Here is a 24,272-nt window from a genome sequence, read left to right as displayed (position 1 = left end):
AATGTCACAATACTTATCTCAAGTATTGCCATTTTGGAGGTGTTTTATATTGTCTCACTATTTTAGGTTAGTCCATATCGAATTCTTGTTTTGCGTTCTTTTTTGCTTTCGGTGTAATAGTTCGCTCTTGCACGATCGCCACTTACAAAGGTATCAGATACAATTCCAGCAAGTAAAAAACATATTATACCCAAAGTCCCAGAAATAACTGAATATGTTTCAAATTGACGAGTAGACAAACCAATTAATAGTAGAAGTCCAGAGGTTACTATACCTAAAATTAAGCCTACTCTCAAACATAATCCCTCCTTTAAGATAGCTCTGATATTATTATTTTATCACATTTTTCAGAAAATTATGAGTGTTAGACTTGAATAATAACAAAGACGTTGCGACCTAACATGGCAACGTCTTTTTGATACATATCGTGTGATCCTCAAATTGGCTTACGGTTTATTTTTTCATATTCAGCTTTATTATTGATATTCTCAAATTCCATACCTTGTAGCTGAAGATCTTGGTCGTTAACAAATTTTACATTGCAAGTGCCTAATAACTGTGTCATTTTTAATTTTTTATCTTTAAGTAATTGTTCTATCTTTTTTGCGACTCTAGCATGATACACGGCAATTAATGGCTGTTGTCTTTCATTGATAATGGGTACGATTGCATCAATACTTTGATCATTGGTAAAAGTAATAAGCTGCTTTACTAGATTGTCTGTAACAAAAGGCGTATCACAAGGTAAAATTACATACCAATCAGAGTTTGTTTTCTGCATGACTGTGAATATACCAGCGAGTGGTCCATTTCCCTGAAATTCAGGTAAATCCTGAATTATGGAAATCGAGGCTTCGTTTCGAAATTGCTCTTCTAATACAGGATGGCTCACAATATAAAGTTTGTCCACGTTATCTTTTAATGCATCAATTGCATATTCGTAAAAAGATTTATTTTGAAATTGCGCAAATGCCTTAGGGCTTCCGAATCTCCTTGATTCCCCCCCAGCCAAAAGAACACCTATGAATGTCGGTATTTTCATCAGTAAACACCCTTTTGATTTTTTCTTCATAGTAGCATGAATGAAACAGCCTACCAAACAAAAAAACATCATGAATCAAAAAAAGTGTAAACAAAGCCGTTAAAGACTATGCCTACACTATGTGAAAGATTGGAATCTGCGATTGATTTTTATTTTTTACCGATTGCAACGCGCCATACTTCAGGTCCCTGTTCAAGGTATTCCCAAGTGAATGCATCACCACGTTCGATCATAAACTGGTATTGGAGTGGTCTTGGATCGTGGTCATTTGATAGCTCCATGATTTCACCTGGTTGTAAACTATCAAATGTTCTAAAGATTGTTGGGTGCTTATCCTTCGGTGCATAATCTGGTGCGTTTACTTTCGCTGCAAATACCATATTAAAATTCCTCCTTTTGATTTATGGGTCCATTGTACCCGAGTCTTTTTAGACCATGTTGTGAAGCTAATCACTATTTACGTATGTTTTTTATCATATGAACCGAAAACTATGCGATAATTAGATTAAATGAATATCCCACGTAAACATCTTGTCATTCTTCATGATTGTGGAGTTTAAAAGAATTAACGGGGTGAACACATGAAGGAATTTGTAGGCAAATGTAAGGAATGTGAAAAAGAAATTTTTTGTTTAGATGGTTTTATTAATGGTGTTGTATTAGATGATAAAAATGGAATACTTTGCTTTAATTGCGCTGAAGAAAAGCATGATAACTAAGCTAGGAGTTTGACTCCTAGCTTTTTTGTGTCCAATTTTTGAACATTGTTGTCATCCTCACCGACTATGATTTAAATCACTGTTTTAAAAAGTGGAATTGTTACACTAAATGTTGAGTAACCGCATATATAGTTTATTTTGAACAAGGAGTGAGACAGATGGGATTGCCATCGATTCGTGAACAATTGAAAGGAGTACCCTTGTTTCGGGAACTAACATCAGAAGAACTCGACCCAATTGTAGAAATTTCACAGTCACGATTATATAAACAAAAGATGTTTATCTTTATGCAAGACGATCCACTTGATCGTGTATTTTTCATCCAATCTGGAAAAGTAAAAATTTACAAGTCTGATATGCATGGGAAGGAACAAATTGTTTCTGTTCTAGAAGCAGGAGAAATGTTTCCTCATGCTGGCTTTTTTCGAAAAGGCGGATATCCCGCACATGCCGAAGTAATCGAGGATTCAAATATCATCTTCACCCCCATTGATAAGTTTGAAGACATATTGCTAAAAAATCCTGAGCTTTGCATAAAAATTTTTAAAGTGCTTGGTGAAAAAATAATAGACCTCCAAAAACGTCTAGAAGAACAAATTTTGTTAAGCACCCAAGAGCAAATCATTATGCTTTTACTTCGTCTATGTAGGAGTAATGGTGAAAAGACTGGAAATCGCTTTAAACTTACAACTCATTTTACAAATCGAGAACTCGCTAATATGATCGGAACAACTCGTGAATCAGTTAGTCGAACGATTTCTGTTTTGAAAAAGAAACATATTGTTGACTTGACTACAGACGGTTATTACTTATTAGATCATATGAAACTGCATGATGAGATTTTCTAAAACTAAATTTCAGCTTAATTGACAATCCTAAATAAAATTTGCATTTGTGATTCAGGTCACAACGTTACTCATTGAAAATGATTATCATTAGTTTATAAACGTTGATAAGGGGGACTTTTAAGTGGAATCAAAAGTAGTGGAAGTAGATGTTAGGGAAGATCTTAAAAATAAGATTGAGCCATTTCAAAAGATTATGGAAGCCGTTAAACCTTTACAGGATGGAGATACATTCATCTTACATGCGCCATTCAAACCGACTCCTTTATTTCCTATTTTAAAGGCAAAAGGGTTTTCAAACGAGGTAGAGCAAATTGATAAAAAACATTGGAAGGTTACCTTTACTAAAGAGGTGTCAAATAATGCAATTAGATAATCGAGGTCTTGAGCCTCCTACACCAATGATGAGAACATTAAAGGCTCTCGAGAAACTAAACAAAGGTGAAACATTGACGATTATAAATGATCGTAGACCTATGTTTTTATATGAACAGCTTGAAGAACTTGGTTACAAGCATATAACAGAACCACATCCTGAAGGCGGCTTTCAAATTAAGATTACAAAATAAGGAGCTGCTTGATCATGATACATCAATTATCAAATGAAACAAATATCCGGCTACCACTTTCTTTTATTTTATTTAGTGTTGCGGCATTGTTCACATCCCAAGTCATCCTCCTATTCAATGGACATATGGTGATTGATGGGAACTTTAGAACCCCTGCCATTCTATCATCAGCTCATTTACTTATTCTTGGTTGGGCCTTAATGGTTGCGATGGGGGCAATGTATCAGCTTGTACCGGTAGCATTTTTGACTCCGATTTGGAGTGAAAAATTTGGATTTATTCAATTTTGGATAACGGCAATTGGATTTGGCGGATTTGGTATCACTCTTTCTTTTTCACCAGCCATTTCTATTTTTACAGGATCACTCGCTGTAATTGGAATATTATTATTTCTTGTTCAAATGTTTATGACAATGAAAAAACAGGCAAAGAAAAACATTCTAACTGCTTTTGTTGGTAGTGCTCTATTTTGCTTGTTACTCACTATTTCATTAGGAATACTATTGATTGTTAATTTAGGTGCGGGAATAGCCCACCTAGATCATTTTGCTGTTCTAAAAAGTCATATTCTACTAGGGGTGGCAGGATGGTTTACATTTTTAATTTTCGGCTTTTCTTATAAAATGGTCCCTATGTTTTCGTTAGCTCACGGATTTTCGATGAAATTATCAAGTTGGGTCTATACTATTTACGCCATCGGACTTGTCGTAACCATTTGCAGCTTTATTACTGAAGTGAACTTATTGTTACAGGTTGGTATGGTTTTGCTTTTTGCAGGTTTCGCCTTATTTTCTTACCATATTTCCACTATCATCAAGGTTAGATTAAAGAAAAAGCTTGATAAACCATTTATTTTTTCATTAATTGCCATTTGTTTTGGCTTAGTTATTCACTTTTTTGGAATGGTTATTGCGTTCCTACCAGGGCATTACGAAATTTATGGCGTCCTTGTCTTTCTTTATATTTTCTTGTGGATTGCTGGTAGCATTCTTGGCTATTTATATAAAATTATTCCTTTTCTTTGGTGGACACATAAATATAGCAAACTGATTGGTAAACGTGATGTACCTACTTTAAAACAAATGATTGATGAAAAAATGGCAGTTCCCATTTTTACAGGTTTCATTACTGGATGTGTTGTCGTAATTTTAGCCATTGCAACTAGACAATTGCTTATCTTTTCAGTTGGCCAAAGCATTGTTGTCACTTCAACATTCTTTTTCAGTTACAGCATTATAAGGGTTCTATTTAAATAAAAGGGGAGAAACATAATGGAATTAAAAGAAAAAATCCTTGAGCAGTTAAAACAAGTGATTGACCCTGAATTAAATATTAATGTTGTTGATTTAGGACTTATTTATGAAATTAATATTAAAGAAAATAATAATGTGTATATTGAAATGACGCTAACTACACCTGGTTGCCCACTACATGATAGTATTACCAGTGGAGTAAAGCATGCAGTTGCCTACCTTGAAGAAGTAAATGATATAGAGGTTTTAATGGTATGGCATCCTGCTTGGTCCCCTGAGCGGATGTCTGAAGCTGCCATGAAGCAACTCAGAGGTTAACTATATTTAGCAAAATGCAGGGGATTTCACATTCTTAGATTGTTTCGTTATACTTAAGAAAAGCGCAAGGCGCCGTATTTCGGCGACAAGCATAAGACGAGCGCTTACGAAGGTGTTCTATACCTTCAGAAGCGATTGGCTTATGACCTCGAGCCGATGGCACCTGGAGCTAGACACCTTTTAAATAAGCTATTTCTCGAAAGGAGAGGTTATAAATGGATGAAGCTTTAAAGGAAAATATGTTGGGGGCACTTGAACAAGTGGTAGACCCTGAGTTAGGAATTGATATTGTTAACCTAGGTCTTGTTTATGATGTGGATATGAACGATGAGGGTGTCGCCCAAGTTACAATGACATTAACATCCATGGGATGCCCACTTGCTGGAACGATTGCAATGGACGTAAAACGCGTTCTTACTGAATTGCCAGAAGTAAAAGACGTAGATGTTAACATCGTTTGGAATCCACCATGGAACAAAGATATGATGAGCCGGTACGCAAAAATCGCACTAGGAATTCGATAAATCAAATGAAAAAGAACGTGTCAACTGTGACACGTTCTTCTCTTATTATAGATGTTTTTTAAACCATTCAACAGATGCGAGTAGTCCTTCTCTTGTCACTTTATGATCTGCTCGTGTATCAGCAATAAAAGTTAGATTCTCCTCTTTCCCCTCATAAAGTGGTTTAATTTCTTGGTAAAATTCATACGTGTATTTGAAAGGAACCATCTTGTCTTTTTCACCATGCCAGAAAAACAATGGTCTTCCGTTTACTTTTTCTGGTTGCATGCTTAAATCATATTTCCGTAATTCTGCATATTTTTCTTCCAACTCTGCATCAGAGAAAGGAAGTTCAATGTCGTGTCGCTTCAATTCCTCAATTTGCCCCCGACAGAACTCTTCATAATATGGACTACCCATTAAACTTACTGCAGCCTTAATCCATGGGTATTGGGTCAATGCCCCTAATGTCACGATACCTCCCATTGAAGTACCTGCCACACCGATTCTTGCCTCATCAATTTGGCCTTGGTTTAGCAGTTCGTCCTTAATTATTTGAAGTTCTTTAATTTCATTGACGACAATATCCCAAAACTTAAAATCCATTGCATGATCATCTATGCCCCTATCTCTTTCACCGTGATAGTCAGCTTCAGGCAATACTACCCGAAATCCTTGTTCTGCATAAAGATAAGCATAGTGTAAATTATGTTCTTTCGCACTGCCAAATCCATGTACAAAAAGGATCAACGGCAACGCTTCATCTTTTAACTGATTTTTAACAATATGTAATGCTGGTATTTCTGCATATTTCTTATTTTCGATAATAATCATCTTTTTGTCTGTACTCCTTTTATGAAAACTTTTGCCATCCTCTAGTGTATCATTTGTTGGAAGTTTATTGAAAAATATTGACTTTTCAATTGACGATTATTTTAATATCTGTTTAAGTTAAGGAAAGAGATAAGGTTCACAAGGAGATTGATATGACTAAACAACATTTAATTGCACTTGACCTAGATGGTACTCTACTAAAAGATGATAAAACGATCTCAAAAAGAACAAAAGACGCTTTAGAAAAAGCCAAAAAAGCCGGCCATATTGTGATGATTGCGACGGGACGGCCTTTCCGTTCCAGTTCAATGTATTACCAAGAACTTGGCCTTACAACACCAATCGTTAATTTCAATGGAGCCTTTGTCCATCACCCACTTGATCAAAATTGGGGAGTTTATCATGATACGCTTGATTTGAAAACGGTAAAAGAAATTGTTGATGTTGCCGACGAGCTCCGTGTAAAAAATATTTTAGCGGAAGTAATTGATGATGTATATTTTCATTTTCACGATGAAACAATGTTAGATATTTTTGGAATGGGGAAACCAAATATTGAAACGGGTGATTTACGAAAAATCTTAAAACATGATCCAACATCATTACTAATTCACCCCGATGAAGAAATCGCAGATAATATCCGAAAGTATCTTTCTGACATGCATGCTGAGGTAGTCGATCATCGCAAATGGGCAGCCCCTTGGCATGTGATTGAAATTGTTAAATCAGGATTAAATAAAGCTGTTGGAATTCAAAAGGTTGCTGACTATTATCAGATTCCAAAAGACAGAATTATTGCTTTTGGAGATGAAGACAATGATTTGGAAATGATTGAATACGCTGGTCACGGAATTGCCATGGGTAACGGGATTGATGAGTTAAAAAGTATTGCTAACCATATAACAATGACTAACGAAGAAGACGGAATTGCCCTTTATTTAGAGGATGTTCTAAAATTGGAGAAAAATAAGTAGGTTGGTTCAGAAATAATTACCTGATATAACCCAAACGTAAAACTCAAACAATATAACTGGTGCTACAAGTAAGCACTTCTTTTAAAGCTGTTAAAGGGGGAATTTACGGATGGGTAGTAATAAATCTAAACGATTTGTTCATCAAGGTGCAGATGCTGTTCAACAACATGCTCAGCGCTTTCCTTACCGTTCCACTCTAGCTGAAGCAGAAGCAAAGAAAAAAGCGAATGTCGAAAACTCATCACTTGGAGGCATTTAATATGGGAAACCGTTTATTCCAAAAGGCTCGTGAAACCGTAGAAGTTGCGAAATTAGCGAGTGCTGGCCAAAGTGATACATCCTTACAGGATGCCGTTTCGGTTGCTAAAAATGCACTTTCTTCTGCATATGCTAACTCTACAACAGCCGAAAAAGAACAACTCCGCGAATTGCAAAATGAATTAGACCAACTTCAATAACCTTTGGCTAATTCCAAGAAAAAACAGGGTCAGACTTATCGTCTGACCCTTCCCTACTTTTATTGGAATTGTTGAAGTTTTGCATGATAAAGATTTGTGATCGAACCGTCTTTTGCACTTCTTTCGTATAAATGAAGAATCAATGCTCCGTTTGTCGGAATTTTATCCTTCGGAATCGAAATGTTAATTTCAAATGGCGCCCATGCTGGAGCACCCTCTGATGCCGTTTGAAGTGTTTCAGGAATTACATAATCATGACCATCCTCTACTGCATAGAAAAAGTTTGCTTCGAATACTCTTACTTCCCCTGTTACCGTATATTCACCATTTTCACCAAGTACTTGAACATTACGAAATGCTGTATTTCCTTCTTCAGGAATTGTAAAACTCTCGTCTGCCTGCAATGAATTACTTTCAATTGTTTGTCCATTTACTTCTGATGCTGTTAGGAAAATATGTGCTTTGTATTCTCCAGTAGCAAGTCTCGTTCCATCATTTGAAGTGTAATCCCATGGTTCTTCCCAAACCTTTTCTTGACCAGGCTTTAATTCCATTTCCTCTATTGACTGGATAAACATTTTATCGATTGAATAGCGGTAAACTTCTTTTCCATCTGCATCCTTCACAATAATTTCATATTTTTGACCAGATGGTATCGTTAGTTTCACAGAATTGTCGCTGGTGTTTTTTATTGTAATCTTAAAGGTTGCTTCGTTTTCCCCTGTTTTAATTGAAAGGTCAGTTTGAAGTTTTTCAACCACGTTCTCTTCACCCCCTGGTTCTTCACTCTCTTGCGCTGGTGGTGTTTCTTTTTCTGTGTCTACTTTTTCACCACCACCTGAATTTACTGGAAGAGCCTCTTCTGTTTTTGTTGAGCCACATCCAGTGATGATAAATAGACTCATAACAAAAACTAATGTCACTAGAAGCCATTTTTTCATATTTGTCACCCCTTTACTCTATATGTCGATGTCTCGTATTAAAAAGTTACTACTCTTTGCGAAATAATCCATATACACCAATTGTTTGTACAATATTTGTAAATGCATGTGGGTCAACTTCTTTTATTATGCGCTCTAAATCATATAATTCATATCTTGTTAAAACAATCATTAACATATCCTTTGTCTCACTTGAAAATGCTCCTTTGGCAGGTATCAACGTTATTCCTCTAACTAAATTTGAATGAATTGCACTTTTCAATTCGTCCGCTTTCTTCGTAACAATCATCGCTGTAACTTTTACATGACTTGTATGTACTGTATCAATAACCTTTGTCAACACATACAAAGCAACAAGTGTATATAATGCCTTTTCCCAACCAAATAAGAATCCTGCAGTAATAATGATTAGTCCGTTTAGTGTAAAAATATAGGTTCCAATTGGTTTATCTTTTGATCTTGATAATACAAGTGCTATTATATCGAGACCACCTGTAGATGCACCCCACTTTAAAGTAAGACCGATTCCAATGGCTTGAATGACAGCACCAAATACAGCATTTAGTAAAATATCATTAGAGATACGTTCGAGTGGGATAATTGCCAAGAATAAAGTTGTAAGTGCAACCGAAATAAAGCTATAAAGGGTAAATGCCTTACCAACTTTTTTCCATCCTAGAATCGCAACCGGGATGTTTAATAATAGTAGTATTACACCTGTTGAAATATGAATTGGCGTGTAATCACCAAGGATCCTAAACAAAAGCTGTGACACACCGGTAAAACCAGAAGAATAAACATCAGCCGGAATTAAAAAAAGATTTAGGGCAGCAGCATTTAGTAGTGCACCAAATGTCACAATTAATATTTTTTTCACTTCTCTAGTTACCATTCAAATAGTCCTCCTGGAACAACATTCTTCAATCCTAGTAGTAAATTAATAGTCATACAAAATTTTTCCTCAATTGTTGTATTTTTATCCAATACTCGCTACACTTACGATAGGCAAGTTTGTTTCAAACTTGACCAAAGAAAAGAAGGTGAGACTTTTGACCGTTAGAATTCTTACTGATAGCGGTAGTGACCTACCACTACAATTTTTTAAAGAAAAGAATGTTACATTATTCTCCTTGGGAGTTCATCTAGATGGGCAAGATTACGAAGATATTGCAACAATTAACCCTGTAAAAGTATTTGAAGCCATGAGAAATGGGAGTGCTCCAAAAACATCCCAAGTTCCACCACATCGGTTTAAAGAGGTTTTTACTGAGATTGCAAAAGAAAAACAATCTGCTGTCTATATCTCCTTTTCATCACAATTGTCAGGAACCTATCAAACGGCAGTGATGATGAGTGAAGAAGTAAGAGAAGAATATCCAGACCTTGACTTAACAATTGTGGACACAAAATGCGCTTCTCTTGGCCAGGGTCTTGTTGTAAAAGCTGCCGCTGAGCTTGCTAGCACGGGTGCTTCAAAGGATGAAGTTGTAGACCTTGCGAAATTTTACAGTACTCATATGGAGCATCTTTTCACAGTAGATGACCTTGAATATCTAGCACGTGGGGGAAGAATTAGTAAGGCTTCCGCTTTTGTTGGTGGACTCTTAAACATAAAACCACTCTTAAATGTAGAAGATGGAAAGCTTATACCGCTAGAAAAAATTCGTGGTAAAAAGAAAGTATATAAGCGAATTGTTGAGTTGATGGAAGAGCGCGGGGCAGATTTATCAAAGCAAACGATTGGTATTAGCCACGGAGATGTGGAAAATGAAGCGCTTGAGGTAAAGAAGTTATTTGAAGAAAAATTCGGATGTAACTCCTTCTTCATCAATGTAATCGGGGCTGCGATTGGTTCTCATGCTGGTCCAGGGACGATTTCTATCTTCTTCTTAAACGAATTGCCAAACAGCTAATCTACATAGTTTGAAAAACGACTGGATATCCTATATTTGAACGGATTGAAGGGAGTGTTATTTATGCCAAAAACAAGTGACAATGATAAAAAAGCAAAAGATAACAATGCATTACGCCATGAAAAGAATATGATGAGAGAAAAGAATCGTCAGGCGGGCAAACATCAATATTCAAAGAAAACAGATCATCTATAGAATGAAACGCATCGGTAACAGCCGATGCGTTTTTCTTTACTCTTCTTTTTTAAAGTATGTCCAACCATCCTCTTGGTATACTTTTCCTTCTTTCATTAGCTTTCCAATTGCTCGTTTAAACGCTGCTTTACTCATGTCAAATCTGGCTGAAATATCTTCAGGAGAGCTTTTATCCCAATATGGCATAGCCCCACCACGGCTTTCCATGTACTGATAAATTTTCCCAGCATCATCACCCATTATTTCATGGCTTCGGCCCATTAGCGACACATTTACAGTGCCGTCTTCCTTTACGTCAATAATTCGCCCTTGCACCTTTTCTCCGACTCTTGGTTCCCTTGTTCTTTGAGACTCGTGGATAAAGCCGAGAAATCCTTCCTCCGAAATCATAAAAGAGCCAACCATCAATAATCGATAAACAGTTCCAGTTATATTTTTGTTAAAATCTTTCCTTGTAGCTGGTTTTGAAATAGAGCGAATGACATCTTCAGTTGCAAGCTTTCCAAAAAGTCTTCCGTTTTTATCTGTCCGTAATGAAATGTATAGCTGGTCACCTGGCTCTGGCCAGAGATCCCACACCTCATGCAAATCATCCTTTGAGACTAAAATATCCTTGCTAATCCCAATATTAACAAAGGCTCCCAAGTCACGTTTGACTTCAACCACAGTGGCCCAATCATAGGAACCCATTTGAATAGTCGGTATTGTCATAGAGGCTGCCAGTCTTCCTTGATGATCTTGGAAAAGAAAAACAGTTACGTCCTCTTCCGGATCGAATCCTTCTATAATTTCATTTTCATGTAAAAGCACATCTTCTTCACCGTTTGTTAAAAAATAGCCAAATGGAGCATCTCTATCTACACGTAAAGTTACAACCGTACCTGGTATTAATTCATTCATTTATTAAAGCCCTCTTTCTTAATTACTTAGCTTTTCTGCTATTGCTATTGTCTTACATAGTATAGACGTTTACGACCATCATTTACTAGTATTGTTTTGGAAAAAGTTGTCCTAATTGCTAAGATTGACTATAATCAAGGGAAATAAACTATTTTTTTGGAGGTTGGCAATGGCAAAGGATAGCTCATTCGATATTGTGTCAAAGGTAGATTTGCCTGAAGTAACGAATGCAATTAGTATTGCAAAAAAAGAAATTCAAACTCGATATGATTTCAAAGGCAGTAAAAGTGATATCACACTTGATAAGGAAGAACTTGTTTTAGTATCTGATGACGAGTACAAACTGGAACAACTAAAGGATGTCCTGATAAGTAAAATGATTAAACGTGGGGTTGCAACTCGTAATATTGATTATGGAAAAATTGAAAATGCATCTGGTGGAACCGTACGTCAACGAGCGAAACTTATTCAAGGCATCGACAAGGAGAACGCGAAAAAGATTAACACCATTATTAAAAACAGCGGCTTAAAAGTAAAGAGTCAGGTTCAGGATGATCAAGTTCGAGTAACCGGAAAAAGCAGAGATGACCTTCAACAGATTATCAACGCCATCCGTGAAGCAGATTTACCGATTGATGTGCAGTTTATTAACTACAGATAGTAAAAATGCAGCGGACTAATACCCGCTGCATTTTTTTATTCAAATATGTAATTTAACACATCTAATGCTTGATCAACCCTTTCGACAGTGACGTTGGCTTTATTTGATAATTCCTTTAATGGATGAATCAGTGATGGTGGTCTAACAATAATGGTTGGTTTATTCATCGTAATGGCCGCACTCGCATCCATCGCTGTATTCCATTGTTTGTACTTTTCCCCGAATAAAGCAATAACTACATCAGATTTTTGCAATAACACTTGTGTTCTGAAATTATTAATGGCTGATGCTGCATCGTCCTTGTAATAACTACCCGGTTGTTCTCCCAAAATTTGTTCTCCAATATTATCAGACTTATCATGGTCTGTTTGTGGTCCAACAAATTTTAACGGAAGATTTTTTAATTTCGCCCTATCCTTAATTTCTTCTCGCCAATTGTCATGAATTTGCCCAGCTAAATATACCGTCAGTTCCATGTTTTCTCCTCCTATTACCTTTTCATTATTTTATCATACATCTATTGATGTTTTACAAATTTATACATTATGATTTCATCTTCGTAATGTGTATCACTAAATTTAACAAACTTAACTTTTCGCCCTTCCTCTTGGAAGCCAAATTTTTTATAAAGATGGATCGCCCTTTCGTTATGTGAAAATACTTCTAGACATAACTTTTCAAGACCAGGCTCTTCTTGTGCCCAATCAAGCAAATAGCTCATTAATTTGCTGCCAATTCCTTGATTACAGTATGTTTCTTGGATACTTACCCCAAAATAACCTAAATGAGACAGGCGCTTCCTTTTCGATGTCTTGAAATTTAAATTACCAACTATTTTCCCATCTTTTTCAGCTACTATGATTAAATTCCCTGGCTTTATATGATCCTCAATCCATTTTTCCTCTTCCTCAACACTTGTGTTAAATTCCTCAGGGGTTGTCAGCATGAATGTCGATTCATTAAGAACAATTTTTGTATGTTCAATGAACTGTAATGCATCCTCTTTTCTAGCAGGTCTAATATTAATTCCCATAAATACCTCCAACTCGAAATAGTTTCTATTATCTATTTCTTTAAATTTAATGGAATTCCTTTTTATTAAAGTGATTTCAGAAACGATGTGGATGAGTAGTAAGAAATCTAGTATATGGTCGGTCTTTTGGAAATCCTCGGAAAACATAATGCATAAACACCTTTTGTGAGTAGAGTATTGGATGGTCTTGGAAAACCTGATTACATAAACACCTTTTATAAGTAGGTTTTTGGATGGTTCTGGAAAACCCAATGGCAACACCTTTTATGTGTAGACTTTTGGATGGTTCTGGAAAAACCCTTGGCATAAACATCTTTTATGAATGGACTTTTGGATGATTATGGAAATTACCATGGCATAAACACCTTTTATGAATGGGCTTTTGGTTGGTTTTGGAAATCCCCATGGCATAAACACCTTTTATGCGTTGGCCTTTGGATGATTCCGGAAATACTCATTGAAATAACCTTTTTATGAATAGACTTTTGGATAGTTCTGGAAAAACCCTTGGCATAAACACCTTTTATGAATAGACTTTTGGATGGTTCTGGAAATCCCCATGGCATAAGCACCCTTTATGAGTAGAGTTTTGGATGATTCCGGAAATCCAATGACATAAATACCTTTTATGAATAGACTTTTGGATGGTTCTGGGAAAACCCTTGGCATAAACACCTTTTATGTGGATGTTTCTAGAAATACTCATTGAATAAAAAGAAGACCTCCCTTTAAGGAAAGTCTCCTGACTAAAACTTAGTAATAACCAACAACTTGCAAAACAAGTACACCCACGATTGATACAATACTGCCTGTTAAAAGCAGAAGAGGTTTTAATTTTCTTGTATCTATCCACACTATGGCCTCCAACCACAAGCGTAAACAGCAATCCGAAAAAGAGGGCAGCATATGGATTGTCGGGGTGATCCAAACATTTACACTCAGGAAATCCATTTACTCCCCCCCTACTCTATGATTGTATTGCCGGTGTACTTAAGAAAACCGTAAGCCCCCCAACAATCGCTAAAACTACTCCTATAGGGCTATATGACGATAAGTAAATACCTAACGGAAACACAACTGCCCCAACCACAAATAACACCTTTGCAATTTTCATAACCTCACCTCTTCTATCTCAAAACTGACTCCTTCACTCGATCTAACATCCAGCGAATTCGAATACTTCTCCCCCAGCCTTCTTGATGTTCTTTTAAGGTCTGAATCCTCCAGTACATTGGAGGATGTGGCATAAATTGAAACTCAATAAAACGCAACAACAGTGAATCTCGTTCAATTGATGACTTTGCCTTATCATTCTCTTCGTTAAGTACTGTGCTGTATGAAAGTGACTTATTTATCGATTCGTCCTGTTTCTCTGCTAAAGTTATTAAACTGTTTGACATTTGCTCGCTCCCACCATTAAGCAGAGATGCACCTATATGATCAGCGCGAACTTCCATCCATTGAGAATAAAAAGATTGAAAAACAGAGAAAAAAATGGTTAAGAAAAAGACTGATAAAAAGATTGATATTTTATGTTCCTCTATATTCGTTACATTTTCTTGGAGCAATAGGACAAACAATATCAGTAGCAAAATATACCCAAATCTCCACAATTGTCCCCACAACACATCTCGCTTTTTGACATGAATTGCTTCATGTGCGAGGATTCCTTCAATCGCTTCAATCGGCAACTTTAAAGTAGCAGTCGTTAGGGTGACCATCGATTTTCCAATATTCATTCCTGTCGCAAGGCCATTGTACTCGCTGCTTTCGGTTTCATATACACGAATGTTTGGAACTCCTGCCTTTTCAAAAATCCGTTGGGATATTTGGATTAGTTGTGGATTCTTTGTCTCCGTTGCATCCATTGCTACTTTTAAAACCTGGTCAGAAATAGAGAGGTTAAAAAGCCAATAGGCAAATATGACTGTAACCATGATCCAAGGCGCAACTTCAAAATAATATAAAAGGAGAAGTAAACCTGTATAGGCTGATATCCCTTTTACTGTTGTTGCAAAATAAAGCTTTCCAATTAATCGTTTTACATTTTTTCGATGCCAAAATGGTAGAACGACTTGTGGCTCTTTTACATTTTCCTCAACCTTTGCCATGTCCTCGAACGATCTTTTCCATTTTTCCGGTTCTAGGATCGTTAAATAAATTGTTTCACCAGGCACAGATAGACGTAATACCTTCTGAAAGTTTGTTGTCCAGTCAGTATTGGAAGAAAACATTGTAAATAATGGATGAAGCTTTAACAAGTCTACATACGTTTCTAGTTTCACTTCCTCCAAATCTTCTATTGGAATTTTTCGAGATTCAAAATGTGAGGTGAGATACAATTGCTTTTCTTCTAAGTCAAAAAATATTTTTACAGTAGCATAATTTCCGATTCTTTTTATGACTTCTGTCAATGTACTGACCAGCCCGAAAACAATAATATATTTTAAAGGACTATTTTCAGGACCAAAGATGTAAAACATTATACCACCAAATACAACCAACCCTGTCATCAATAAATCAGTTGCAATTCTTATAAAATTACGTGCTAAAATGATTTCCTCCACATTGATCTGACGTAATTCTTTTTCAATTTCAATACGTTTTTCATTTCCTGTAGTTAGAGAGATTGCAAGAAAATAGCCACTAGAAATAAACGAGATATAGATGAACCCATTCACAAAGGAAAATTGATAAAATACAAACCCGATTGAAAGAAGGCCCAGGAGTATTTCAATTGTCGTTCCTACTTTATTATTTAACTTTCCGAAAACCAAACCAATGATTTGGATTCCGGCCCCTACTAATATATACAATACGATCAAATTCCAACTTGGCAGCAAAGGCCCCACCTACATTTCATTATTGAGTACCATTTTTTCCGTCATTTCGAGAATATCTTCCATTGCTAAATCAGGATTTTGATTGATAATTGTATAACGCAGACCGTTCTCATCCCAGCTTAACGCATCAATAAAATCATCATATTCTGCATTCTGGCCACGCACTTGCCATTTTCCAGGTTTAATTTCCGTTCCTGCTTCTTCTGGAGTTGGAAAGATTGAAACTAATACTGAAGGGACAGCTTCATGTAAATAATAAACAGTAATTTCTGGACGATTGATTACTCCTTGAAGGTTTACAACTTCAACATTCTCAACAGTCAAAACTTCTTCTGAGAAAACAAGGAATGGTTGAGCTAAAGCTGTCTGTGCATCTTCAAGTGACCCATAGGAAGGTTCAAATTGTGACTCAATTGGAGTAATTTTTACATTTTCAGGTATGTCTAAAGTGAAAGTATCCGCCTTAAAATTTGGTGAAAAATCGAGCACCTGATATTCAAACTCAGATTTTGTTTCTCCAACGACAGATACAGATTTCACAACAAACCAAGTCTTTTGATCAATCCAGAGTTCAATTTCTCCGAATAAATTAGAATCTGTATTCGGCGTTGCCTTTATATGATATACATTAAAATCTAATAATTTATCTTCGCCAACAATTTCATATTCATGTGTTTTTTTAATAGCATCTAGCATGGTCATGAGTTGTTCTTTAGGTGAGGCATCTAATAACGGCATACCTTCCTCTGTTAGATCGATACTTAATGCCGTTTCACTCCCCGTTTCATAGGAAATCACTTGTTTTCCGTCGTTTAACACAGTTGATTCAAGGTCATTCGTAAGACCTGTTGTAATAATTTTTCGTTTTCCATCTTCTGCAACGTATTCTTTAAAACTAGCATCTTCAGTGATCTCACCGTTTGTCTCAAGCTTTATAACACCTTCGCCATAATAAGAATGCTTTTCTTCCTTTGCTGATAAGACTTTTGTAACAATTTCTTCTGATGACACAGCCATATCCTCCTTACAACCAGATAAAATCCCCATTATTAAAATAGCAAGTAGCAAGAATCGTTTTTTCTTCATATTAATCCCTTCCTTCCCTAATCCAGCAAGCCAGTAATGTCCCATCTTTTTCAGCTGACCAGATTCCAATTTTTCCGTTTTGTTGTTCCATTAACATTTTTGCAATACTTAATCCTAACCCAGAACTTCCACCATTATTTCTAGCATCCTCCGCCTGATAAAAGGGGTGGAATACTTGGTCCAGTTGTTCTTCCGGAATTCCTTTTCCCTCGTTTTGAATTAAAATGACGGTACCTGCTCTTCTCCACGTTTCAAGTTCTACCTCAAATTCTTTAAATACCCAATCTGGTAGTTTTGTGTCACTTGAAATAGCAGCAAGCCAAATTTTTTTCCCTTTTTCAGTATGTCGAATGGCATTCCCCATAATATTATCTACAACCCTCACCATTTGTTTCGGGTCAACCTCATAGGATTTTTTTACAGATTGATATACTTGTAGTGAAACGTCTTTTCGAATACAAGGTTCATCATATCCTGATAACAACATATCAAAGTATTCTTCCCCTTCAACTTCAACAAGCTCAGTCCGTTGCTTAGAGGATTGTAATGCCGTATACATTGTTAAGTCATCGAGCATACGTTTCATGTACTCAAGTTTCTGAAATAAGATTTCCTTATATTCTGCCCTTTCATGCTCGGTTATTGTTCTATCATTTTGTAGGACTTCAGTATAAGCTCGTATTACTGTCAATGGTGTTTTTAAGTCATGGGATAATGACGCCACAATAAATTCTTTTTCCTTTTGTTGAACAGCTAATGCCTCTTGTGTTTGTTCAATCTGTGCTTTCATTTTCCAAAAATGTTTGATTAAATCCCCTATTTCATCATTAGATTCACGAATTTGAATAGAAGGACTTTCCCCATTTGCAAAAGCTGTCATTTGAGCTTGCAACTGACTTAGTGGTCGATTCAATTTTCGATTTAATAAAATCACAACAACCGTATAGAGTAAGATGAAAAAAATACTAAAAAGTACAACCAAATAGAGATAGCGATTTGTTACTCCTTCTATCCAATCGTCTCTAGCAATGGATATTTCAAAAATTCCAACAACGTTTCCATCTTTACTAACAGGTTTTTTTAACGAATAAGTACGAGCATTCTTTTGGAGATCATTTAGATTCCTATATGCCTGTTCCATGTTTATCGCAGGAAATCCATATGAACCTGGTTCAGGTAAACTAGAAAACAAAACGACTCCATCAGATCGATATAATGTAATTTTGATAGATTCATTTGTTAATGCTTGAACAGAATCATACATTTCTTTTGACTTTGGTGTGTATAAATTTGGATCCAAGAGCTTTGGCTCAATTTCCTCCATTTTATTTGTCACCTCGACGTACTCCACGAGAGCTTGCTTATCATCAAGATTACTTATACTTATATACAGAAAATAAAGTGCGCCAACTGGAAGTAACATTACAATAAAAAAGCTAATCATCAACCATTGTTTAATTCTCATACGAGTTGTTCTCCTATGAAACGATAGCCAACGCCCCAGACAGTTTGGATAAACTTAGCAGATCGTGTACCATCCATTAATTTCGATCGTAAACTTTTAATGTGAACTGTGACTGTATTATTTCCGTCGACATCCTCCTGTTGCCAAATATGCTCATAAATTTCTGTCTTCGAAAAAGTTTGTAATGGATTTTTTGCTAGGAGAAACAACAATTCTTTCTCTTTGGAACTCATTTGAACAATACTTCCATCCAGGTATACTAGATTATTTGTAAAATCAATGGTCAGCCCATTTAAATAAGTTATACGATTTTCATAAAATGTCTTATTGTTGTATCTTCTGTATCTTCTTAAATGGGAGCTAATTCTCGCACTCAATTCCTCAAGACTAAAAGGTTTTGTGACATAATCATCGGCCCCAATATTTAAGCCCTTTATTTTGCTCTCATCCTCATTTCGTGCACTTAAAATGAGTAAAGGAACCTCACTTTCCAATCTTATGGTTTTACACAATGTATACCCATCCATTTCTGGGAGCATGAGATCAATTAGGCATAGGTCAAATTGATCCGCTTTAAAATCCTCCCAACCCTCTTTTCCAGTCGATGCCCATGTTACGGTATAGCATTCTTTTCTTAAATGGTCACAAACAATACGAGCTATTTCCTTATCATCTTCAACAAGCAGAATCTTTTCAGGTTTTTCCATGGATAACCCCTCTTTCTATCTATTTCCATTATAATGGATGTTTTGTAGAGCTTTTTGATTTTTTATAAATACTTTATATTTAGCCTAATGTATATTAAAGTCTCTTTTATAAAAAAGTAAGTAAGGTGCAGTTACTTTATAAAAGAGGTGTTTATTTTGTCTAATAGTCAAGGAAAGAATATTTTGCCTCCACAGCATCAAAATCAACAGCCTGGAACAGAAACCGAAATGGTACCAAAACCTGTCTCTGAGGACCATTCTTATCAAGGCAGCAATAAGTTAGCAAACAAAGTTGCTATTATAACAGGTGGAGATAGCGGAATAGGAAAGGCAGTCGCGATTCATTATGCTAAAGAAGGAGCAAATGTTGTCATTGTTTATCTAGATGAACATGAGGATGCTAAGGAAACAAAGCGACAGGTAGAAGAAGAAGGACAAAAATGCTTACTTTTATCTGGTGATATTGGGAATGAAGAGTTCTGTAAGGAAATAGTAAAGAAAACAATTGATACATTTGGACAGCTAGATATTTTGGTCAATAATGCGGCTGAACAGCATCCTCAAAAAAGCATTTCTGCGATCACAGCTGAGCAGCTAGAAAAAACATTCCGAACCAATATCTTTTCTTATTTTTATTTAACAAAGGCCGCTCTACCCCATTTAAAACAGGGAAGTTCCATCATTAATACAGCATCCGTTACAGCATATAAGGGAAATGAACAACTTGTTGATTATTCCTCAACAAAAGGAGCCGTTGTCTCTTTCACAAGGTCACTTTCCATGCAATTGATTGGTAAAGGTATCCGTGTCAACGGAGTAGCCCCTGGACCCATTTGGACACCACTTATTCCTTCTACCTTTACAAGTGATCAGGTTGCGAAATTTGGTTCAACAACACCGATGAAACGCCCAGGACAGCCTGAGGAAGTTGCACCAAGCTATATCTTCCTGGCAAGTGACGATGCTTCTTATATGTCTGGACAAATCCTTCACGTTAACGGTGGAGAAATTGTAAACGGATAGAACTACGCAAGGCACGTACCTTAGACACAAGCATAAGTCATATTCGATTTAGTGTATTTTACCTTCAGAAGCGATTAACTTATGTCTCGAGCCGATTGTGCTTTGAGAAGGACAAAAAAAGCATCATCCGAGATTGGATGATGCTTTCCTTTTTATTCAGGTTTTGGGCGACCGTGCCTTTTTTTATTTAAATAAATGAATCCAATCATTAACACTGGTACGATAAATACAGAAATAAACAAGGTATAATTAATTTTCGTTGTGTCCCTAACTACGAATACTTCTGAGATATCACGATTTACAACTACATGAAATTCATCATCTGTAGGTCGGATAAGATCCTCTGTAATTAGTCCGGTTAATTCCTTGTCTTGTCCAACTTGATCGGTTGATAGGGTAAAGCTTTGAGTTTTCGTTGTGTTATTAATCGCCACAAACGCTATTTGCCCCTCAAACTCTCTTTTAAAAACTAATAAACCAGCATCATTTTTAACTAATTCAATGGATCCCTTTGTTAATGCAGGTACTCCCGAACGGACCTTTGATAACAAGGTTATATATTCCACAAGCTCTTGGTCTGTTCGAAAATCCATTAATCCTAGATTGTCTGGTGGTTCACTCCCATTTAATGCGATTTCCGTCCCATAAAATACAATAGGAATTCCAGGTGTTGTATACAAATACGTTAATGCTGACTTTAAGCGTGGCGCTGGGTGCTCATTCGCTTCTGTTGCCAAATAAGTAAATCGAACTGTATTCGTGTTATCCATAAAATTAATTAAGGAATTTGTATTTTCAAATTCTTGATTCTGCTCCCAGATTAAATCTACATTGTTAAAAGGTTGATCCGGAACACTAAAACTCGTGATTCCTTCATAAGGTGTCGGATTGAAAACTAAATCAAGACCTGCTGCTTCAAACTCGCTTAGATCATCTAGACCATCAGGTTCACCAATTAAAATCAGATTTTCTATTTGGGATGTAAGCTCCGTTGATAATGTAGATATATAATTTGGTGATACCCCTTCTACAAGGTCTATTTTATATCCGTCAATATCTGTTTCTTGAACCCAGCCTAATGCTGTATTTACTAATTCACTATCAAAAGGACCTTCGTTTGAACTGATTCCAAAGTCTAGAATAATTTTTATATCCTTTTCATGTGCTTCTTTTACAAGTTGTTTTAAGTCATCTTTCGTACCAAAGTGCTTATTGATTTCTTGTCTGTCAGTTACATGATACGGATAAAATGTATTCGAATCATTTTCAAAAATAGGAGATAATAATATTGAGGTAAACCCCATATCCTTTATGTAATCGAGTTGGCTGATAATCCCCTGAATGTCTCCTCCATGGTATGCGAGTGGATTTGAACGATCCACATCAGAATCATTCGTGCTGTCACCATTATTAAAACGATCGACCACTATATAATAAATGCTTTCTTCATCTATTGAACGGTCATCAGCTGCCATAACAGGCATGGCTAACATAAGTAACAATGGTAGTAAAAACGGTACTATGTATAACTTTTTCTTCATCCATTTAACTCCTATCAATATTAGTAATCATCATACTTAAAAGTAACCTTTTCCCCCCTAAAAATCAAATATAACAACGGTTTGTTCAAATTTTGTACAAATTTAATATATAAAAAATTCGGGATTATTCCTAAAAAATTTCGTATCTTTCCCTCCTTAAACTGTGATAAACTAATATAGTTTTACACCTATGAAACAAAGGGAGTGGACTGCTTGGAAGCTTCTATCAGTACGAAAAAATTAACACTGTTTGCATTAACATGGCCAATTTTTATTGAATTACTTCTACATATGTTAATGGGTAATGCAGATACATTGATGCTAAGTATGTATTCCGATAATTCTGTTGCAGCTGTTGGGGTTGCTAATCAAATCTTATCATTAATTATTGTCATGTTTGGATTTATCGCAACCGGTACTGCTGTATTAGTGGCTCAACATTTTGGTGCGAATAATCAAAAAAGCGCAGCGGAAGTTTCCGTTGTCTCAATTATTGCGAATCTGGTTTTCGGTCTTATTCTAAGTCTTATCGTTTTTATTTGGAGCAAGAAGCTTTTGCTATTAATGGATTTGCCTGTTGAGTTATTAGATGAAGCAGATAGCTATCTAAGTATTGTAGGTATATTCTCCTTTCTCCAAGCACTAATAATGACGATTGGGGCTGTCATACGAAGCTATGGGTTTACACGGGACACCATGTACGTAACGATTGGGATGAATATCCTAAATGTGATTGGTAACTATATTTTTATTTTTGGTCCTTTTGGATTGCCAGTGCTCGGAGTTGAAGGGGTTGCCATTTCTACTTCTGTCAGTAGATTAATCGGCTTATTTGTTATCACCTTTCTCCTAATCAAACGAGTAGATCATGGCCTTCCATTCAAAAAGGGATTCACTTTACCAAAACAGCATATCCAGAACCTCCTTAAAATAGGGATACCTTCGGCCGGTGAACAACTCTCTTATAATTCCTCCCAGATGTTTATCACCTATTTTATTACGATTATGGGGACACAAGCGCTGACTACGAAGGTATACGCACAGAATTTAATGATGTTCATTTTTTTATTTAGTATTGCTATTAGTCAGGGAACACAAATTTTAGTTGGACAAATGATCGGAGCCCGTCAGATAAGCGATGCATATCAAAGGGCCTTAAAAAGTCTAAAGCTCGCAATCTTAATCTCGGCTGGCATGGCTATTATTTTTTCAATCTTTAAAGAACCGCTGCTCTCTATCTTTACAAATAACCAAGACATAATAAAAACCGGTGGTGTCCTCATTCTTTTAACCATTATTCTTGAACCCGGTCGAGCCTTTAACCTTGTCCTAATTAATGCATTAAGGGCGGCTGGAGATGTCAAATTACCGGTTTATATGGGAATTCTTTCGATGTGGGGGATTTGTGTACCAATTGCCTATGTGCTTGGGGTTCATTTTGAATTAGGGTTAATTGGTGTTTGGATTTCCTTTATTGTGGATGAATGGCTTCGTGGTATCATAATGCTGTGGAGATGGCGTTCTCGGGCGTGGGAAAGGAAATCATTTGTTACACCTGTTGAGAAAGCAAACATAACAGCCTGAATGAATCAGGCTGTTTTTTTATGTAGGAAATATCCAAAGCATAAGTAAAATCCTTGGTTATAAATTTCCTTTTTTTTGTCTAAAAAGAGGATAACACTAGTTAATAAAGATTACACATGATGGATGGAGGATTTGCATTGGATTTACAACAACGTCTCGGCAGCATAAATGAACAAAAACGCTCTTTTATTATGGGAACGACTGAATGTATAAATGACCAGTGGATCTTCTTTGATGCTGAAACAGATGAAGCATCTATGCTTGAAGAAATGATTGGAAAGGAAGTAGAAGTTTTCACTTTGAACAAATGGGAAAAGGGCATTTTTGTGGAGGACGGCCTTATTCAAATGAATGATTATTTTTATAAGCTTGATAATGGGGACTGCCTTCGTTTTCGTAAAAAATTATCACTTGCCTATAAGGAACTTTTAGAGAATTTCTCAGAGGATCAATTTTTACGATTTACTTCTACCTTAAATAAACTTTCCTTTTCATTATATGATTGCATCCATTGTCATAATCAATTGATGTACCAACAAGACAATGGTGAAAATGAGGGTGTTAATTTTATTATGTTTGACAATACAGAAATGCTCCTATCTGTTCACCATCACTTTTCACGAGGAAAATTAAAGAAGGATCGATTTGAATTTACATTAGCAAATGGAAAGAGAGCGGTTCTTTCAACATTATACAAATAAGGAAAAGCTCTAAGCGCACTCAGCTTTAGCTGACAAGCATAAGGCAAGTGCTGACAGAAGGGTCATGTTACCTTCCTATACGATTAACTTAGACCTGCGAACCGATTGCGCCTGGAGCTGGATATGATAATAATGGGGCTGTTCATCCGTGAACGTCCCTTTTT

At 36.2% G+C, this 24,272-nt stretch carries 31 protein-coding genes; 16 read left to right on the top strand and 15 right to left on the bottom strand.

Going from position 1 to position 24,272, the window contains the following annotated elements; all coding sequences use genetic code 11:
* Positions 1-62: 62 nt before the first annotated feature.
* The 3 genes from ACR65M_RS06755 to ACR65M_RS06745 all read right to left on the bottom strand — a co-directional run bounded on the left by ACR65M_RS06755 (position 63) and on the right by ACR65M_RS06745 (position 1,422).
* Positions 63-296, bottom strand: coding sequence for a DUF5316 family protein (locus ACR65M_RS06755; protein WP_440272915.1), 234 nt, complete (start codon positions 294-296; stop codon positions 63-65).
* 140 nt (positions 297-436) lie between these two features.
* A complete protein-coding gene (locus tag ACR65M_RS06750) occupies positions 437-1,042 on the bottom strand; it encodes a molybdenum cofactor guanylyltransferase (protein WP_165918093.1) in 606 nt (201 codons plus the stop codon).
* Positions 1,043-1,191: 149 nt separating this feature from the next.
* The gene (locus tag ACR65M_RS06745) at positions 1,192-1,422 is read right to left on the bottom strand and encodes a DUF2249 domain-containing protein (RefSeq protein WP_121445442.1); all 231 of its coding nucleotides are present in this window, start codon (positions 1,420-1,422) and stop codon (positions 1,192-1,194) included.
* A 201-nt stretch (positions 1,423-1,623) separates the two neighbouring features.
* Here ACR65M_RS06745 and ACR65M_RS06740 point away from each other — a divergent pair, with 201 nt between their 5' ends.
* The 7 genes from ACR65M_RS06740 (at position 1,624) to ACR65M_RS06710 (ending at position 5,270) form a co-directional block, all read left to right on the top strand.
* The gene (locus tag ACR65M_RS06740; RefSeq protein WP_165918094.1) at positions 1,624-1,761 is read left to right on the top strand and encodes a hypothetical protein; all 138 of its coding nucleotides are present in this window, start codon (positions 1,624-1,626) and stop codon (positions 1,759-1,761) included.
* Positions 1,762-1,919: 158 nt separating this feature from the next.
* On the top strand, positions 1,920-2,609 hold the full coding sequence (locus ACR65M_RS06735; RefSeq protein WP_121445443.1) for a cyclic nucleotide-binding domain-containing protein: 690 nt from the start codon (positions 1,920-1,922) through the stop codon (positions 2,607-2,609).
* A 121-nt stretch (positions 2,610-2,730) separates the two neighbouring features.
* Positions 2,731-2,982, top strand: coding sequence for a DUF2249 domain-containing protein (locus tag ACR65M_RS06730; RefSeq protein ID WP_121445444.1), 252 nt, complete (start codon positions 2,731-2,733; stop codon positions 2,980-2,982).
* Entirely contained in the window at positions 2,969-3,175 is a 207-nt protein-coding gene (locus tag ACR65M_RS06725; protein ID WP_121445445.1) for a DUF2249 domain-containing protein, read from the top strand. Before ACR65M_RS06730 ends, ACR65M_RS06725 begins: the two co-directional genes overlap by 14 nt.
* A 14-nt stretch (positions 3,176-3,189) precedes the next feature.
* A complete protein-coding gene (locus ACR65M_RS06720) occupies positions 3,190-4,431 on the top strand; it encodes a heme-copper oxidase family protein (protein WP_121445446.1) in 1,242 nt (413 codons plus the stop codon).
* A 15-nt stretch (positions 4,432-4,446) separates the two neighbouring features.
* The gene (locus ACR65M_RS06715; RefSeq protein ID WP_099354253.1) at positions 4,447-4,746 is read left to right on the top strand and encodes a metal-sulfur cluster assembly factor; all 300 of its coding nucleotides are present in this window, start codon (positions 4,447-4,449) and stop codon (positions 4,744-4,746) included.
* Positions 4,747-4,961: 215 nt separating this feature from the next.
* Positions 4,962-5,270, top strand: coding sequence for a metal-sulfur cluster assembly factor (locus ACR65M_RS06710; RefSeq protein ID WP_121445447.1), 309 nt, complete (start codon positions 4,962-4,964; stop codon positions 5,268-5,270).
* A 45-nt stretch (positions 5,271-5,315) separates the two neighbouring features.
* Here the strand turns inward: ACR65M_RS06710 and yjfP are convergent, their stop codons facing one another.
* Positions 5,316-6,083 carry an esterase gene (yjfP, locus tag ACR65M_RS06705; RefSeq protein ID WP_121445448.1) on the bottom strand — a complete coding sequence of 256 codons (768 nt, stop codon included), beginning with the start codon at positions 6,081-6,083 and terminating at the stop codon, positions 5,316-5,318.
* A 152-nt stretch (positions 6,084-6,235) separates the two neighbouring features.
* Between yjfP and ACR65M_RS06700 the strand changes: the two genes are divergently transcribed.
* The 3 genes from ACR65M_RS06700 to ACR65M_RS06690 all read left to right on the top strand — a co-directional run bounded on the left by ACR65M_RS06700 (position 6,236) and on the right by ACR65M_RS06690 (position 7,515).
* Positions 6,236-7,057 carry a Cof-type HAD-IIB family hydrolase gene (locus ACR65M_RS06700; RefSeq protein WP_440272914.1) on the top strand — a complete coding sequence of 274 codons (822 nt, stop codon included), beginning with the start codon at positions 6,236-6,238 and terminating at the stop codon, positions 7,055-7,057.
* Between the two features lie 109 nt (positions 7,058-7,166).
* Positions 7,167-7,316, top strand: a complete 150-nt coding sequence (locus ACR65M_RS06695; RefSeq protein WP_099354257.1) for a competence protein — start codon at positions 7,167-7,169, stop codon at positions 7,314-7,316.
* 1 nt (position 7,317) lies between these two features.
* The gene (locus ACR65M_RS06690) at positions 7,318-7,515 is read left to right on the top strand and encodes a DUF3813 domain-containing protein (RefSeq protein ID WP_099354258.1); all 198 of its coding nucleotides are present in this window, start codon (positions 7,318-7,320) and stop codon (positions 7,513-7,515) included.
* 59 nt (positions 7,516-7,574) lie between these two features.
* Here the strand turns inward: ACR65M_RS06690 and ACR65M_RS06685 are convergent, their stop codons facing one another.
* Positions 7,575-8,456, bottom strand: a complete 882-nt coding sequence (locus ACR65M_RS06685; protein ID WP_440272913.1) for a BsuPI-related putative proteinase inhibitor — start codon at positions 8,454-8,456, stop codon at positions 7,575-7,577.
* Positions 8,457-8,505: 49 nt separating this feature from the next.
* Positions 8,506-9,348, bottom strand: a complete 843-nt coding sequence (locus ACR65M_RS06680; RefSeq protein ID WP_121445451.1) for a YitT family protein — start codon at positions 9,346-9,348, stop codon at positions 8,506-8,508.
* A 157-nt stretch (positions 9,349-9,505) separates the two neighbouring features.
* Here ACR65M_RS06680 and ACR65M_RS06675 point away from each other — a divergent pair, with 157 nt between their 5' ends.
* Positions 9,506-10,369 carry a DegV family protein gene (locus ACR65M_RS06675; RefSeq protein ID WP_121445452.1) on the top strand — a complete coding sequence of 288 codons (864 nt, stop codon included), beginning with the start codon at positions 9,506-9,508 and terminating at the stop codon, positions 10,367-10,369.
* 63 nt (positions 10,370-10,432) lie between these two features.
* A complete protein-coding gene (locus tag ACR65M_RS06670) occupies positions 10,433-10,564 on the top strand; it encodes a DUF3941 domain-containing protein (RefSeq protein WP_099354262.1) in 132 nt (43 codons plus the stop codon).
* Positions 10,565-10,600: 36 nt separating this feature from the next.
* Here the strand turns inward: ACR65M_RS06670 and ACR65M_RS06665 are convergent, their stop codons facing one another.
* Positions 10,601-11,464 carry a CvfB family protein gene (locus ACR65M_RS06665; protein WP_121445453.1) on the bottom strand — a complete coding sequence of 288 codons (864 nt, stop codon included), beginning with the start codon at positions 11,462-11,464 and terminating at the stop codon, positions 10,601-10,603.
* Positions 11,465-11,633: 169 nt separating this feature from the next.
* Here ACR65M_RS06665 and ACR65M_RS06660 point away from each other — a divergent pair, with 169 nt between their 5' ends.
* Positions 11,634-12,125, top strand: a complete 492-nt coding sequence (locus ACR65M_RS06660) for a YajQ family cyclic di-GMP-binding protein (RefSeq protein WP_121445454.1) — start codon at positions 11,634-11,636, stop codon at positions 12,123-12,125.
* A 35-nt stretch (positions 12,126-12,160) separates the two neighbouring features.
* Here the strand turns inward: ACR65M_RS06660 and ACR65M_RS06655 are convergent, their stop codons facing one another.
* The 7 genes from ACR65M_RS06655 to ACR65M_RS06625 form a co-directional block, all read right to left on the bottom strand.
* Positions 12,161-12,601, bottom strand: coding sequence for a YtoQ family protein (locus ACR65M_RS06655; RefSeq protein WP_440272912.1), 441 nt, complete (start codon positions 12,599-12,601; stop codon positions 12,161-12,163).
* Positions 12,602-12,642: 41 nt separating this feature from the next.
* Positions 12,643-13,158 carry a GNAT family N-acetyltransferase gene (locus ACR65M_RS06650; RefSeq protein ID WP_440272911.1) on the bottom strand — a complete coding sequence of 172 codons (516 nt, stop codon included), beginning with the start codon at positions 13,156-13,158 and terminating at the stop codon, positions 12,643-12,645.
* A gap of 967 nt (positions 13,159-14,125) precedes the next feature.
* Entirely contained in the window at positions 14,126-14,272 is a 147-nt protein-coding gene (locus tag ACR65M_RS06645; protein WP_440272910.1) for a hypothetical protein, read from the bottom strand.
* A gap of 13 nt (positions 14,273-14,285) precedes the next feature.
* On the bottom strand, positions 14,286-16,001 hold the full coding sequence (locus ACR65M_RS06640; RefSeq protein ID WP_121445457.1) for a M56 family metallopeptidase: 1,716 nt from the start codon (positions 15,999-16,001) through the stop codon (positions 14,286-14,288).
* Positions 16,002-16,010: 9 nt separating this feature from the next.
* The gene (locus ACR65M_RS06635) at positions 16,011-17,132 is read right to left on the bottom strand and encodes a LolA family protein (RefSeq protein ID WP_440272909.1); all 1,122 of its coding nucleotides are present in this window, start codon (positions 17,130-17,132) and stop codon (positions 16,011-16,013) included.
* Complete coding sequence (locus ACR65M_RS06630; RefSeq protein ID WP_121445459.1) at positions 17,089-18,552, bottom strand: HAMP domain-containing sensor histidine kinase; 1,464 nt, start codon at positions 18,550-18,552, stop codon at positions 17,089-17,091. The genes ACR65M_RS06635 and ACR65M_RS06630 overlap by 44 nt, the downstream gene beginning before the upstream one ends.
* Positions 18,549-19,259 carry a response regulator transcription factor gene (locus tag ACR65M_RS06625; RefSeq protein ID WP_121445460.1) on the bottom strand — a complete coding sequence of 237 codons (711 nt, stop codon included), beginning with the start codon at positions 19,257-19,259 and terminating at the stop codon, positions 18,549-18,551. The genes ACR65M_RS06630 and ACR65M_RS06625 overlap by 4 nt, the downstream gene beginning before the upstream one ends.
* A 156-nt stretch (positions 19,260-19,415) precedes the next feature.
* On the opposite strand from ACR65M_RS06625, the gene ACR65M_RS06620 reads away from it, so the two are divergent.
* On the top strand, positions 19,416-20,282 hold the full coding sequence (locus ACR65M_RS06620) for an SDR family oxidoreductase (protein ID WP_246006333.1): 867 nt from the start codon (positions 19,416-19,418) through the stop codon (positions 20,280-20,282).
* Positions 20,283-20,434: 152 nt separating this feature from the next.
* Here ACR65M_RS06620 and ACR65M_RS06615 read toward each other — a convergent pair whose 3' ends face one another.
* Entirely contained in the window at positions 20,435-21,823 is a 1,389-nt protein-coding gene (locus ACR65M_RS06615) for an alpha-amylase family glycosyl hydrolase (RefSeq protein WP_121445461.1), read from the bottom strand.
* A 213-nt stretch (positions 21,824-22,036) separates the two neighbouring features.
* On the opposite strand from ACR65M_RS06615, the gene ACR65M_RS06610 reads away from it, so the two are divergent.
* Both ACR65M_RS06610 and ACR65M_RS06605 read left to right on the top strand, forming a co-directional pair.
* Positions 22,037-23,407: an MATE family efflux transporter gene (locus ACR65M_RS06610; protein ID WP_121445462.1), complete on the top strand. Its 1,371-nt coding sequence runs from the start codon at positions 22,037-22,039 to the stop codon at positions 23,405-23,407.
* A 137-nt stretch (positions 23,408-23,544) separates the two neighbouring features.
* On the top strand, positions 23,545-24,108 hold the full coding sequence (locus tag ACR65M_RS06605) for a DUF2777 family protein (RefSeq protein ID WP_165918095.1): 564 nt from the start codon (positions 23,545-23,547) through the stop codon (positions 24,106-24,108).
* The last annotated feature ends 164 nt before the right edge of the window (positions 24,109-24,272 follow it).

The sequence above is a fragment of the Ferdinandcohnia sp. SAFN-114 genome (genome assembly GCF_059415045.1).
This window is presented reverse-complemented; position numbering and strand designations above follow the sequence as displayed.